The 12,737-nt window shown below is 68.0% G+C and carries 14 protein-coding genes; 10 read left to right on the top strand and 4 right to left on the bottom strand.

All coding sequences use genetic code 11. From position 1 onward, the window contains the following. Positions 1 to 81 precede the first annotated feature (81 nt). Together ACFC0O_RS26835 and ACFC0O_RS26830 are read left to right on the top strand one after the other, a co-directional pair. Positions 82 to 1,056 (top strand): metal ABC transporter ATP-binding protein, encoded by a 975-nt coding sequence (locus tag ACFC0O_RS26835; protein ID WP_375962398.1) that lies wholly within the window; start codon positions 82 to 84, stop codon positions 1,054 to 1,056. Continuing rightward, the gene (locus ACFC0O_RS26830) at positions 1,053 to 1,931 is read left to right on the top strand and encodes a metal ABC transporter permease (RefSeq protein WP_375962396.1); all 879 of its coding nucleotides are present in this window, start codon (positions 1,053 to 1,055) and stop codon (positions 1,929 to 1,931) included. The genes ACFC0O_RS26835 and ACFC0O_RS26830 overlap by 4 nt, the downstream gene beginning before the upstream one ends. Positions 1,932 to 2,050: 119 nt before the next feature. Here ACFC0O_RS26830 and ACFC0O_RS26825 read toward each other — a convergent pair whose 3' ends face one another. Next, entirely contained in the window at positions 2,051 to 2,929 is an 879-nt protein-coding gene (locus tag ACFC0O_RS26825) for an A/G-specific adenine glycosylase (protein WP_364637693.1), read from the bottom strand. Between the two features lie 113 nt (positions 2,930 to 3,042). Between ACFC0O_RS26825 and ACFC0O_RS26820 the strand changes: the two genes are divergently transcribed. Both ACFC0O_RS26820 and ACFC0O_RS26815 read left to right on the top strand, forming a co-directional pair. Beyond that, positions 3,043 to 3,666 carry a carbonic anhydrase gene (locus tag ACFC0O_RS26820; RefSeq protein ID WP_364637691.1) on the top strand — a complete coding sequence of 208 codons (624 nt, stop codon included), beginning with the start codon at positions 3,043 to 3,045 and terminating at the stop codon, positions 3,664 to 3,666. 112 nt (positions 3,667 to 3,778) lie between these two features. Further along, a complete protein-coding gene (locus ACFC0O_RS26815; RefSeq protein WP_364637689.1) occupies positions 3,779 to 4,453 on the top strand; it encodes a hypothetical protein in 675 nt (224 codons plus the stop codon). Positions 4,454 to 4,553: 100 nt separating this feature from the next. On the opposite strand, the gene radA is transcribed toward ACFC0O_RS26815, so the two are convergent. Both radA and ACFC0O_RS26805 read right to left on the bottom strand, forming a co-directional pair. Then, positions 4,554 to 5,954 (bottom strand): DNA repair protein RadA, encoded by a 1,401-nt coding sequence (radA, locus tag ACFC0O_RS26810; RefSeq protein ID WP_375962392.1) that lies wholly within the window; start codon positions 5,952 to 5,954, stop codon positions 4,554 to 4,556. Between the two features lie 231 nt (positions 5,955 to 6,185). Further along, positions 6,186 to 6,845, bottom strand: a complete 660-nt coding sequence (locus tag ACFC0O_RS26805; RefSeq protein WP_375962389.1) for a hypothetical protein — start codon at positions 6,843 to 6,845, stop codon at positions 6,186 to 6,188. A gap of 305 nt (positions 6,846 to 7,150) precedes the next feature. On the opposite strand from ACFC0O_RS26805, the gene carD reads away from it, so the two are divergent. The 6 genes from carD to ACFC0O_RS26775 all read left to right on the top strand — a co-directional run bounded on the left by carD (position 7,151) and on the right by ACFC0O_RS26775 (position 11,860). Further along, the gene (gene carD / locus ACFC0O_RS26800) at positions 7,151 to 7,639 is read left to right on the top strand and encodes an RNA polymerase-binding transcription factor CarD (protein WP_067569016.1); all 489 of its coding nucleotides are present in this window, start codon (positions 7,151 to 7,153) and stop codon (positions 7,637 to 7,639) included. 2 nt (positions 7,640 to 7,641) lie between these two features. Then, positions 7,642 to 8,364 carry a 2-C-methyl-D-erythritol 4-phosphate cytidylyltransferase gene (gene ispD, locus ACFC0O_RS26795; protein ID WP_375962386.1) on the top strand — a complete coding sequence of 241 codons (723 nt, stop codon included), beginning with the start codon at positions 7,642 to 7,644 and terminating at the stop codon, positions 8,362 to 8,364. Between the two features lie 14 nt (positions 8,365 to 8,378). After that, on the top strand, positions 8,379 to 8,846 hold the full coding sequence (ispF, locus tag ACFC0O_RS26790; RefSeq protein ID WP_364638016.1) for a 2-C-methyl-D-erythritol 2,4-cyclodiphosphate synthase: 468 nt from the start codon (positions 8,379 to 8,381) through the stop codon (positions 8,844 to 8,846). Positions 8,847 to 8,905: 59 nt separating this feature from the next. Further along, positions 8,906 to 10,300 (top strand): cysteine--tRNA ligase, encoded by a 1,395-nt coding sequence (cysS, locus tag ACFC0O_RS26785; RefSeq protein ID WP_364637683.1) that lies wholly within the window; start codon positions 8,906 to 8,908, stop codon positions 10,298 to 10,300. A 135-nt stretch (positions 10,301 to 10,435) separates the two neighbouring features. Further along, positions 10,436 to 11,419, top strand: coding sequence for a 23S rRNA (guanosine(2251)-2'-O)-methyltransferase RlmB (rlmB, locus tag ACFC0O_RS26780; RefSeq protein ID WP_375962382.1), 984 nt, complete (start codon positions 10,436 to 10,438; stop codon positions 11,417 to 11,419). A gap of 162 nt (positions 11,420 to 11,581) precedes the next feature. After that, positions 11,582 to 11,860, top strand: a complete 279-nt coding sequence (locus tag ACFC0O_RS26775; RefSeq protein ID WP_364637679.1) for a DUF4190 domain-containing protein — start codon at positions 11,582 to 11,584, stop codon at positions 11,858 to 11,860. A gap of 18 nt (positions 11,861 to 11,878) precedes the next feature. On the opposite strand, the gene ACFC0O_RS26770 is transcribed toward ACFC0O_RS26775, so the two are convergent. Next, positions 11,879 to 12,691, bottom strand: coding sequence for an enoyl-CoA hydratase/isomerase family protein (locus ACFC0O_RS26770; protein WP_364637677.1), 813 nt, complete (start codon positions 12,689 to 12,691; stop codon positions 11,879 to 11,881). Between the last annotated feature and the right edge of the window lie 46 nt (positions 12,692 to 12,737).

Raw genomic sequence — 12,737 nt, 5'->3', positions numbered from 1 at the left:
AGCGGTCGGGTCACCCAGCAAACCCCCGCCGCGCATCCCGCGCCCGGGGGTTCTCCCACCTCCGCAGCCGGGAGCGCCACCATGAAAACCGAACCCGCCTTCGAAACCCTCGGCACCGCACCGGGATCCGACTGCCTGATCCCGGGCGCGCACACCGGTGACGGCACCGCCCCGGCACCGCGCGTGAGCGCCGTTCCCGCCGCCGCACCCGTGCCCGCGGTGCGACTGGCGAACGCGCGGCTGGCGTACGGCGCGCGAACCCTGTGGCAGGGACTGGATCTGGAGGTCGCGCCCGGCGAATTCATCGCGGTGCTGGGCCCCAACGGCTCGGGCAAGACCTCACTGCTGAAAATGCTGCTGGGCCAGGTGGCGCTCTCCGACGGCACCGCCGAGATCGCGGGATCGCCCGCCCGGCTGGGCAATTCGGATATCGGCTACATCCCGCAGCAGAAGACCATGGACGCCGGGGTGCAGCTGCGCGGGGTCGACCTGGTCGGCCTCGGCGTCGACGGCCACCGCTGGGGCCTCGGCTTCCGCGGCCGCAAGGAACGCAAACGCAAAGTGGCACAGGCGATCGCGGACGTCGGCGCGGAGAAGTACGCCTACGCGCCGATCGACGCGCTCTCGGGCGGCGAACAGCAGCGACTACGCGTGGCACAGGCCCTCGCGGGCGATCCGAGCGTGCTGCTCTGCGACGAACCGCTGCTGTCCCTGGACCTGGCCAACCAGCGCCTGGTCTCCGAACTCATCGACAAGCGCCGCCGCACCCACGACACCGCGGTCCTGTTCGTCACCCACGAGATCAATCCCATTCTCCCCCTGGTGGATCGAGTCCTCTACCTGGTCGACGGCAAATTCCGGATCGGCACCCCCGACGAGGTGATGACCTCCGAGGTCCTGTCCGAGCTCTACCGCACCCAGGTGGACGTGCTGCGCGTCCGCGGCCGCCTCGTGGTGGTCGGCACCGGTGACGTCATGGACGCCCTCGGCGAAGCGGGCGGTCACTGCCACGGCAGCGACGACAAGCACGGCAAGACGGACGGGGTATCCGCATGATCGACAAACTCTCCGGCGTCTTCTCGAAGATGTTCGACTTCTCCACCACCGCGCATCTGCTCGGCTACGACTTCGTGCAGCAGGCGGTGCTCGCGGCCGCACTGCTCGGACTGCTCGCGGGAGCCATCGGGCCGCTGATCATCAGCCGTCAGATGTCGTTCGCCGTGCACGGGACGAGCGAGCTGTCGCTCACCGGTGCGGCGGCGGCGCTGCTCGCCGGTGTCGGCGTGGGATTCGGCGCGATCGCCGGATCCGTGGTCGCGGCCGTACTGTTCGGCGTGCTGGGTTCGCGTGCCCGCGAACGGGATTCGGTCATCGCCGTGGTGCTGTCCTTCGGGCTCGGCCTGTCGGTGCTGTTCCTGTGGCTCGGCCCGGAGCGCGCGGGATCCAAATTCTCACTGCTCACCGGACAGGTGGTGAGCGTCGGCTACAACGGGCTGACGCTGCTGGCGACCTGCACGGTCGGCGTGCTGATCGTGCTCTCGGCGGTCTACCGGCCGCTGCTGTTCGCCAGCTCCGATCCGGAAGTGGCGGTGGCGCGCGGGGTTCCGGTGCGGGCGCTGTCCATCGTGTTCGCCGTACTGCTCGGCATCACCGCCGCCTTCGGCGTGCAGATCGTCGGTGCACTGCTGGTGCTGGCCCTGCTCATCACCCCGGCGGCGGCCGCCGCGCAGATCACCGCGAGCCCGGTGCGCGCCACCATTCTCGCGATCGTATTCGCGGAAACCGCCGCGGTGGGCGGCATCCTGCTATCCCTCGCCCCCGGCGTCCCGGTGTCCACCTTCGTCACCACGATCTCGTTCACCATCTACCTGGTGTGCCGAATCATCGGCTCCCGCACCAGAACTCGCCGCCGCGAACTCATAGCCGCCTGATTCCGGGCACCCATTCCCGATCTGCCACATGAGGGGTGGCAGATCGTGCCGTGCCGCGACCATTTCCGGACGACGTCCCCTCGTCCCGTCCGGAAATGGTCGCGCACGTTCTCGTCCGCCTACGCGGCTCCGCCTTCTCCCGCGAGCGCGAACAGGCCGTCGGCGGTCTGCTCGATGAGGCCGTCGATGAGCAGGGAATCCAGGGCGCGGTCGCGCTGGCCGATATCGCGAGTCCAGGCCATGTCCAGGCGGATTCGCTCCACCGGGCCGGTCGCGGCGCGCAGTACGTCCAGCAGGCGGCCGCGCGCTTGGCGGTCGGTGCCCTCGAATTTCTGTGTGCGCCGGACGATATCGGAGGCGGGGCGGCCCGCGGTGACCCACGCGCAGGTGGGGAGCGGGCAGCGGGAGCAGTCCGGGGTGCGGGCCGTGCACACGGTCGCACCCAATTCCATGAGAGCGGCGGAGAATACGGCCGCGCGCGGTACGGAGGCGGGCAGCAGGGCTTCGGTCTCGCGCAGATCGCGGCTGGCCGGATTGCCCGCATCGGCGCGGCCGTGCACGGCGCGAGCCACGACGCGCCGAACATTGGTGTCCACCACGGGAACTCGCTGACCGTAGGCGAAGCAGGCGATAGCGCGCGCGGTGTAATCACCGATACCGGGCAGGCTCAGCAGTACATCGACATCCGTCGGCACCTCATCGCCGTACTGCTCCGCGAGCACCCGCGAGCACTCGTGCAGGCGCAGCGCCCGGCGCGGGTAGCCGAGTTTTCCCCAGGCGCGCAACACATCTCCCTGCGGTGCGGCGGCCATGGCGGAGGGCACCGGCCAGCGCGCCACCCATTCGCGCCAGATGGGTTCGACACGTACGACCGGGGTCTGCTGCAGCATGATCTCGCTCATCAAGATCTGCCAGGCCGTCACCTCGGGCCGCCGCCACGGCAGGTCCCGGGCGGTCTCCTCGTACCAGTCGATGAGGGTGTCGCTGTCTATCGTCATTCGTTCCCTTACCCCCGGCTCACCAGCTGAGCGGTCGACCGGTCGGTTGCTAGTTGCCGGACCGTAACGTTCCGGACTCGCCGGTAACCGCTTCCGTATGGAAAATGAGACACATGCCGCATAACAACCCGATCAGTGCCTGGAAGGCCCTCCGCGAAGGCAATGAACGCTTCGTCGACGGTACGTTGCAGCATCCTAGCCAGGGGGCGGCGGACCGGGCCAGACTCGTCGGCGGCCAGCAGCCCGGCGCGATCCTGTTCGGTTGCGGCGACTCCCGCGTCGCCGCCGAGATCATCTTCGATCAGGGCCTCGGCGATCTGTTCGTCGTGCGCACCGCCGGTCACGTGGTGGACTCCTCGGTGCTCGGCTCCATCGAATACGGCGTGGAAGTACTGAAGGTTCCACTCATCGTGGTGCTCGGCCACGACAGCTGCGGAGCGGTGCGCGCCACCATCGACGCCCTGGACCACGGCAATGTGCCCGGCGGCTTCATTCGCAGTGTGGTCGAACGCGTCACGCCGTCCATTCTGATCGGTCGGCGCGAAGGACTCGAATCGGTCGATGAGCTGGAGGCCAGGCATGTCGAGGAGACCGCCCGCCTGCTCATGCAGCGCTCGATGATCATCTCCCAGCGCGTGGCCACCGGCGAGTGCGCCATCGCCTGCGTCACCTACAACCTCGAAGAAGGCCAGATCAAACTGCATCGCGTGATCGGCAATATCGGCGAGGTGGTCTGAGCTGGTCGCCTGCCCGGGGCGGCGAAATGTACCTGCCCCGTAGGCTCTTTCACCTCCGACACGCCGAGACCCTGGCGCGGACACACCCGACGGTGCCCTTACCGTTGACAGCGTGCTGGAACCGAATGGACCACTGCCGCCGGAAATCTACTGGCGCCGTCGCCTGGTCGCCATAGGCGCGATCGCGATCGCGCTGCTACTGGTGCTCTGGGTGGGTTTCGCGCTATTGCGCGGTGGCAGCGGCGATGAGAAGAAAGCCGACGCCAAAGCCCCCACCTCCGCTCCCGGCGCGACCAACAAGGCCGCCGGGAGCAGCTCGGGTGCGGCCGATCCGAGTTCGGCCAAACCGTCCGCGGCTCCGGTCAGCGGCAGCGCCGCGCCGGTCGCCGGCGCCGGACAGTGCTCGGATCAGTCGCTGGCCGTGAAAGTCAATGTCGGACAACCCACCTACAAGACCGGTGAGCAGCCGGTGTTCGGCATCGTCATCACCAATATCTCGAGCACGGCGTGCGAGCGCGATATGGGCTCGGGCCTGCAATTGGTTTCGGTGCAATCGCTGGACGGTCAGCGCCGCCTGTGGGCCAGCACCGACTGCTATCCGGACGGCACCCCCGATATGCGCACCCTGATGCCCGGCCAGCAGGCGGCTTTCACCGTCACCTGGTCCGGGGCCAGCTCCCAGCCCGGCTGCGCCGGGGATCGCGTCCCGGTGCCCTCGGGCCCGTACACCGTTGTGGCCCAACTGGGTTCGGTGCGCAGCTCACCGGAGCCGTTCAATATTGCCTGACAGCCGACGCAATATCGCCTGACAGCCAGCGTTTTTCAGCACGAAGGCCGGACCTCGGAAGAGGTCCGGCCTTCGCTGTTGAAGCGGAACGAGATTCGGGTCAGTCCTCGTCGCCGCCCGCCTTGGCCTTGCGGCGCGGATGGCGCAGCCCGCAGGCGGCAAGTGCCGCACTGAGATCCGCGACCTCGTGCACCTTGATGGTGCGCCCCGCACGATCCACACCGGTCGGTACGAGAGCTTCGGTGAAGCCGAGCCGCTCCGCCTCCGCCAGCCGGCGCGTCACCCCCGTCACCTGCCGCACCTCCCCCGCCAGCCCGACCTCGCCGAGCACCACCATGCCCGGCCGCAACGCCTTGTCCTGGCTGGCGCTCGCAATGGCAAGCGCGACAGCCAGATCCGCTGCGGGCTCGGTGAGCCGCATACCGCCTACGGTGGCCGCGTAGACATCCTGCTTGCCCACATAGACCCCGCAGCGGCTCTGCAGGACAGCCAGGACCATGGAAACGCGGTTGTAGTCCAGCCCGCTCACCGCGCGACGCGGTGCGGGCACCTGGGTGTCGACCGTGAGGCCCTGCACCTCGCCGAGCATCGGCCGCTTCCCGTCCATCGCGACGGTGACCGCGGTACCCGGCACCGCCGACCCCCGGTGATGCAGGAACAGCCCGGAAGGATCGTCCACACAGACGATTCCGGCCTCGCGCATCTCGAAGCAGCCGACCTCGTCGGTACTGCCGAAGCGGTTCTTGATGCCGCGCACCATGCGCAGCGTCGAATGCTTGTCCCCCTCGAACTGCAGCACCACGTCCACCAGATGCTCGAGCGTGCGCGGACCCGCCACCGAACCGTCCTTGGTGACGTGACCGACCAGCAGCACCGCGATCCCGGTCGCCTTGGCCAGCGAGGTGAGCGCGGCCGTCACCGAGCGCACCTGGGTGACGCCGCCGATCACCCCGTCCACATCCGCGGCCAGCATGGTCTGCACCGAGTCGACCACCAGCAGCGACGGCCGCACCTGCTCGACATGCCCCAGAATCGTGGCCAGATCGGATTCGGCCGCCAGATACACCTTTTCGTGCACCGCGCCCGTCCGGTCCGCGCGCAGGCGCACCTGGCCCGCAGATTCCTCGGCCGTCACGTACAGCGCGATCTCATCGCGCGCCCGCGCCCACCGATGCGCCACCTCGAGCAACAGCGTCGACTTGCCGACCCCGGGCTCACCGGACAGCAGCACCACGGACCCGGGCACGATCCCGCCGCCGAGCACCCGATCCAATTCCGACACACCGGTGGTGCGCGCGAATGTGGTCTTGGAATCGATACTCGAAATGGGCGTGGCCGCCGTACTCGGCAACATGGCCCGCCGCCCCGGCGCGACCGATGCCGCGGAGGCCGCCACCTCCTCGACCGTCCCCCAGGCTTCGCACGCCGGGCAGCGTCCCACCCATTTGGCGAGCTCATTCGCGCAATCAGCGCACCGATACACGGTTTTCACCTTGGCCACGCGCGCAGCCTAATAACCGCCCCCGACAGAAACCCGCGCCACGCGGAGTTCATTCGAGCCGAGGGAAAGCGGTGCGAGTCCATTCCCATCGTGGGGAAGAAAGCGACGCGAATCCGTTCCGCATCGACACGCCCGGCGAACATCGGCTCGGATATTTTCCGGACCCGAATACGACCGCACCCGCTCCGGAATTCCGAAGCGGGTGCGGTTCAAGCGAATTCGAGTCGAAACTCAGTGCCCGGACTTGGTCTCGGACTTGGTCTCGTTGTTCACCGGCTCGGGGCGCGGGTTGTTCGGCCCGGCGTCGACCGGAACGTTCACCACGACGGTGCCCGCTTCCTTGAAGATGAAGGTGACCGGGTAGGTCAGGCCGGGGGTGACGTCCTTGGTCAGCCCGGTGACCTCGACGAGCAGCGGATGCGCGTCCGGGTCGGTGGTGGTGGCCTTGTTATCGCTCGCGGTCTCGGTGCCGTGCGAATCGTGCCCGGCTGCCGGGGCGGCTTCCTTCTTGGCGAGGTCCGCGACCAGCGTGGTCTGCGGCTTGACCTCGGCCTTGCCGCCGATCTTCACGGTGCCCAGCTCGGTGGTCACGCTGACCAGCTCGTCCTGGTTCGCCTCGCTGAGGTTGGCGGCGCTGAACGCCAGCACGGCCTTGCCACCCTTGGCGTTGTCGTATTCCTCGGTCTGCGGCAGCAGGAAGCGCACATCGCGCAGCGCGACCTTGCCGACGTTGGCGCTGTTGCCGTTGACGGCCGCGACCTGGTGGGCGGTCTGCGAGATCTGACCGGCGCCGCAACCCGTCAGCGCGAGCACCGCGCCCGCGGCGAGTGCGGCAACCGTCATGGCACGCCGGCGCGTCTTGGACGCGGTGGTGGCTTTCAGGGCAGTCACGGGTTGTTCCTCCATGTCGACCGGGCTCACTCCACTATGCAGAGTAGTAGTCCAGAAGAGTAATGCGTGTGTTCCCACGCCCCCTCGAGGGGGCGGCTATACGGAAAGTCGCGTATGCGGAGAGCGGTCGCGCATTCGCCTTCCAACACAACTGAGCGGTATCCCGTTATGCCACAACAAGATGCACACACTTCGGCGGTTGTCAACCCCCACCGCCGGTTGGTTGTGGCTCTGACCTGCACCGTTGATCGCGCCGTTACCGAGTCGCATGTTAAACTGTGAACATCGAAAGGGGCACGGGACACATGATTTTTAAGGTCGGAGACACCGTCGTTTACCCCCACCACGGAGCGGCGCTGATCGAAGCAATCGAAACCCGCACCATCAAGGGTGTACAAAAGGAGTATCTGGTCCTGAAGGTCGCTCAAGGCGACCTGACCGTTCGGGTTCCCGCAGAGAACGCAGAGTATGTCGGCGTCCGCGACGTCGTCGGCCAGGAAGGTCTCGACAAGGTCTTCCAGGTGCTCCGCGCACCGCATACCGAAGAGCCCACCAACTGGTCTCGCCGTTACAAGGCCAACCTCGAGAAGCTCGCCTCCGGCGATGTGAACAAGGTGGCCGAGGTCGTCCGCGACCTGTGGCGTCGGGAACAGGACCGCGGCCTGTCCGCCGGTGAGAAGCGCATGCTGGCCAAGGCCCGGCAGATTCTCGTCGGTGAGCTCGCGCTCGCGGAGGGCACCGATGATGTACGTGCCGAGACCCTGCTCGACGAGGTTCTCGCCGCGGCTTCCTGATCGTGAACGCGTCACACGGTGCGAGCCGTGTCGTAGCGCTGGTCCCTGCCGCCGGTATGGGCGTGCGCCTGGGTGAGAACAAGCCCAAGGCGTTCGTTCCAGTCGGCGGCAGTCCCATGCTCGCACTCGCTGTAAGCGGCCTGATCGATTCCGGGTCCGTCGATGAAGTTGTGGTTATGGTGCCCGCCGAACTCGTCGACGAGACCCGCGCACTACTCCCGGTGTCGCATATCCCGGTGCACGTCGTCATAGGCGGCGCCGAGCGCACCGATTCCGTCCGCGCCGGGCTCGACGCCGCGCCGGACGCCGATTTCGTGCTCGTGCACGACGCGGCCCGCGCCCTGACCCCGCACTCGCTCATCACCCGCGTGGTGGATGAGCTGCGCGCCGGCGCACAGGCCGTGATTCCCGCACTGCCCGTCACCGACACCATCAAGGCCGTGGACGCCACGGGCGCGGTGGTCGGGACGCCGGATCGAGCGGGCTTGCGCGCCATCCAGACCCCACAGGGCTTCGAGGCACCGCTGTTGCGCGCGGCCTACGCCACCGGCACCCAGGCGACCGATGACGCGGGCCTGGTCGAATTGCTCGGCGCGACCGTGCGTACCGTGCCGGGCGATGCCCTGGCCTTCAAAATCACCACGCCCCTGGACCTGGTCCTGGCCAATACACTGGTGGCCCAGGACGGTACGACCGGAACGCGGGAGGCGGTGACAACTCGATGATCGATCCCGCTTCCATGCGCGTGGGCATCGGCAGCGATGTGCATCCCATCGCACCCGGCCGGGACTGCTGGATGGCCGGTCTGCTGTTCGAGGGTGATAGCGGTTGCGAAGGCCATTCCGATGGTGATGTCGCAGCTCACGCACTATGCGACGCACTGCTGTCCGCCGCCGGTCTCGGCGATGTCGGCGCGGTGTTCGGCACCGGCCGCCCCGAATGGGAAGGCGTTTCCGGGGCCGCCATGCTGAAGGAAGTGCGGCGGCTGTTGGATGAGGCCGGGTTCAGCATTGTCAATGCGGCTGTACAAGTAATCGGTAATCGTCCCAAGATCGGCCCGCGGCGCGCCGAGGCGCAAAAAGTGCTCGGGGAAATTCTGGGCGCACCGATTTCGGTTTCGGGCACGACCACCGACGGTTTGGGTCTGACCGGTCGCGGCGAAGGCGTGGCATCGGTCGCCACCGCGCTGCTGTGTTGTCGTTCCTGACAATCAGCAGCCGTATCCGCCGTAATTCCGCTCCATCCCAACAGCTAGGATGCTCTGTCGTGACTCTGCGCCTTTTCGACACCGAGACGCGGACCCTGCGTGAATTCACGCCGCTGGTCCCCGGCCACGCTTCGGTGTACCTGTGTGGCGCGACCGTTCAGGGCGAACCCCACATCGGACATCTGCGCAGCGGCGTCGCCTTCGACGTGCTGCGACGCTGGTTGAGCGCCAATGGTTTCGATGTCGCCTTCATTCGGAATGTCACCGATATCGACGACAAGATTCTGCACAAGGCCGCCGAACACGGCCGCCCGTGGTGGGAATGGGCCGCCACCTACGAGCGCGCATTCGATCGCGCCTACGCCACGCTCGGCGTACTGCCGCCGTCCGCGGAGCCGCGGGCCACCGGGCACATCACCCAGATGGTCACCATGATGGAACGGCTCATCGAGCGCGGGCACGCCTACCCGTCCGAGGGCAATGTCTATTTCGACGTGGTGAGCTATCCGGACTACGGAAAACTGTCCGGGCACAAACTCGACGATGTGCACCAGGGCGAGAGCGCCGGCACCGGTAAGAAGGATCAGCGCGACTTCACGCTGTGGAAGGCCGCCAAACCCGGTGAGCCGAGCTGGCCGTCGCCGTGGGGTCCGGGCCGTCCGGGCTGGCATCTGGAATGCTCCGCCATGGCCGAGTTCTATCTCGGACCCGAATTCGATATTCATTGCGGTGGAATGGATTTGGTTTTCCCGCACCATGAGAACGAAATCGCGCAGTCGCGCGCGGCCGGGGACGGGTTCGCCCGCTACTGGCTGCACAACGGCTGGGTGACCATGGGCGGCGAGAAAATGTCCAAATCCCTCGGCAATGTGCTGTCCGTGCCGAATGTGCTGGAGCGGGTCGGGGTGCGGCCGGTGGAGCTGCGCTACTACCTCGGCAGCGTGAGCTACCGGTCCATGGTCGAGTACTCCGATAAGGCGCTCACCGAGGCCGCCGCCGCGTATCAGCGCATCGAGGCGTTCGTGCAGCGGGTCGGCGAGCGCGCCGGAGCCGTGCCGATCGGAACCTGGACCCCCGGATTCGCCGAGGCCCTCGACGACGACCTCGGGGTTCCCAAGGCGCTGGCCGAGATTCACGGTGTGGTGAACGAGGGCAACAAGGCCCTGGACGCCAATGATCTGGACGGTGCGCGCGCGTACGCCGCACAGGTGCGGGCCATGCTCGGCATCCTCGGCGTCGATCCGCTCGACGAGCACTGGGCCGCACCGGCCGATTCGTCCGCGGCCATCGCGGCCCTGGATGTGCTCATCGGCGCGGAACTGGACCGGCGGCAACAGGCCCGGGCCGATAAGGATTGGGGAGCGGCCGACGCGGTCCGCGACCGGCTCAAGGCGGCGGGCGTGGAGGTCACCGACACCCCACGCGGACCGGAATGGGCCTTGACCAAGGAATGACGGGTCTCGACAGATATTTGGGCGCAGCCGTTCGCTGCGCCGACCGGATGCAGGTATCCCGCATGATCGACCGAGAGCGGGTTCTCCCGTGACCGGCCGACCGCGGGTTCCCCGCGTAATACGGAAGGCGAAGTAATGGCAGGCAATTCGCAGCGGCGCGGTGCGATCCGCAAGACCGGCACCAAGAAGGGGCAGGTCGTCGGTTCGGGCGGTAAGCGCCGCCGGGGACTCGAGGGTAAGGGCGCGACCCCGCCCGCCGTGGAGCGCACCAAGCATCCCGCGGCCAAGCGCGCCAAGGCCGCGGCCAAGGCGGCGACGTCGGCCAGCAATGCCCGCGCCCGCAATGCCTCGCGGCCGATCGCCGGGCGCAAGGACAATGAGGGACCCGAGCTGGTGCTCGGCCGCAACCCCGTCGTGGAGTGCCTGCGCGCCGGAGTGCCCGCCACCGCGCTGTACGTCGCCGTCGGCACCGAGAATGACGAGCGCCTCACCGAGGCGGTGAAGATCGCCGCCGACACCGGCATCACCATTCTCGAACTGCCGCGCACCGACCTGGACAAGATGAGCCACAACGCCATGCACCAGGGGCTGGCGTTGCAGGTGCCGCCGTACCGCTACGCGCATCCGGACGATCTGGTCGACCGCGTCCGTGCCTCGGGCGAACCGGCCATGCTGGTGGCGCTGGACAACATCACCGATCCGCGCAACCTGGGCGCGGTCATCCGCTCGGTCGCCGCGTTCGGTGGTCAGGGCGTGGTGATCCCGCAGCGCCGCAGCGCCAGCGTCACCGCTGTCGCCTGGCGCACCAGTGCGGGCGCGGCCGCCCGGCTGCCCGTGGCGCGTGCCACCAATCTGACTCGCACACTGAAGGATTGGGCCGATCAGGGCTACCAGATCGTCGGCCTGGACGCGGGCGGCGATACCGATCTGGACGCCTTCGACGGCACCGCGCCCACGGTCATCGTCGTCGGCTCCGAGGGTAAGGGCCTGTCCCGCCTGGTCCGCGAAACCTGCGACGCCATCATCAGCATCCCCATGGCCGGACCGGTGGAATCGCTGAACGCCTCCGTCGCCGCGGGCGTGGTGCTCGCCGATCTGGCCCGCCAGCGCCGCGCCTGATCCGCGAGCCGAAAACACTGCGGTAAAACATGATTCGTGAAATCCCCGGTCCGGCCAGGACCGGGGATTTCGTGTCTTCGAGGGCGTGACCGGTGAAGTGGCGCAAGGGAAGTCCGCGCGTCAGCATGCTCAGGGACGGGTGCTGAACGTAAAATCGGACGGGTGGTGATCCCTCAGCAGCCCATCGGCGCACCGACCGAGCACGAGCATGCGACGGCGGTGTTGCTATTGGGAGCGCTCAGCGTGTTCTGCTGTGGCGCACTGGGGCCGATCGCGTGGGCGCTGGGGCGGCGGGCGCTCAATGACATCGAGGCGTCCGGGGGTGCGTACGGCGGGCGCGTGCAGGTGGTCGTCGGCTATGTGCTCGGGATCATCGGGACCATTCTCATGGTCATCTTCGGCATTCTCTTCCTGCTGCTCGCCATCGGCGGAAGAGGTTGAGCCGCAAGCGGATCCGGGTCAGTCCAGGCCGGGGCGGGCTTCACCGCCGGTGACGGCGTCCCAGGCGGGCCATTCGGTGCTGACCGTGCCGGACCATTTGGGCGCGCGGCCGTTCTTGAGGGCGGCGACGCCCTCACCACCGTCGGCGCTCTTGGCGACGTAGTCGTTGAGTTCGGTTTCCAAGCGGCCCACGGCTTCCGGGCTCATGGTGGGGGCTTCCCAGAGCAGCCGCTTGGACAGCGCGACCGGCAGCGGCGCGGAACCGTGCGCGATATCGTGTGCGATCGCCAGGGCCGTCGGCAGCACCTCGGTGGCGGGCAGGCAGGAATTGGCGACACCCAGCGCACGGGCTTCGTCACCGTCGAAGGTGCGGCCGGTGAGCAGTAGGTCGGCGGCGTTCGCGCTGCCGATCAGGCGGGGCAGCGTCCAGTGCGCGTAACCGCCCGCGAGCGCGCCGCGGCGGACCTGGTTGAGCCCGTACACCGCATCGCGCGCCACGTAGCGCAGATCGCATTGCAGCGCGAGCTCCAGGCCGATACCGACCGCATGCCCGTTCACCGCGGCGATGACGGGCTTGCGAATCCGGAACGGCGGCGGGTCGATGAGCCCGTTCACCTCACCGGCCTTGAGCGAGAGGTCCGCGCCCGCGCAGAAGGCGGGCGGGGTGCCGGTGATGACGACCGCGCCGATGGCGTCCTCGCTATCGCAGCGGCGCAGTGCCGCGCCCAGAGCCGCGGCCATGCCGGGCGTGAGCGCGTTCTGCTGAGCGGGCCGATTGAGCGTGAGCACAGCGACCCCGTCGGACACGTCCACATGCAGTTCCGAGCTCATGCCCCGGAATCCTAATGCAACCCTCGCCCGCCACGGGCCATGTCCG

The organism is Nocardia sp. NPDC056100, assembly GCF_042266325.1.
Classification (GTDB): domain Bacteria; phylum Actinomycetota; class Actinomycetes; order Mycobacteriales; family Mycobacteriaceae; genus Nocardia.
Note: the sequence above shows the minus strand (reverse complement) of the source record. Positions and strands in the feature narration are given on the sequence as shown.

Bases quoted from the DNA above. Each gene is read 5' to 3' on its own strand.
- ACFC0O_RS26835 (WP_375962398.1), top strand. From the start codon at position 82: ATGAAAACCGAACCCGCCTTCGAAACCCTCGGCACCGCACCGGGATCC.
- ACFC0O_RS26830 (WP_375962396.1), top strand. From the start codon at position 1,053: ATGATCGACAAACTCTCCGGCGTCTTCTCGAAGATGTTCGACTTCTCC.
- ACFC0O_RS26825 (WP_364637693.1), bottom strand. From the start codon at position 2,929: ATGACGATAGACAGCGACACCCTCATCGACTGGTACGAGGAGACCGCC.
- ACFC0O_RS26820 (WP_364637691.1), top strand. From the start codon at position 3,043: ATGCCGCATAACAACCCGATCAGTGCCTGGAAGGCCCTCCGCGAAGGC.
- carD (WP_067569016.1), top strand. From the start codon at position 7,151: ATGATTTTTAAGGTCGGAGACACCGTCGTTTACCCCCACCACGGAGCG.
- ispF (WP_364638016.1), top strand. From the start codon at position 8,379: ATGCGCGTGGGCATCGGCAGCGATGTGCATCCCATCGCACCCGGCCGG.
- rlmB (WP_375962382.1), top strand. From the start codon at position 10,436: ATGGCAGGCAATTCGCAGCGGCGCGGTGCGATCCGCAAGACCGGCACC.
- ACFC0O_RS26770 (WP_364637677.1), bottom strand. From the start codon at position 12,691: ATGAGCTCGGAACTGCATGTGGACGTGTCCGACGGGGTCGCTGTGCTC.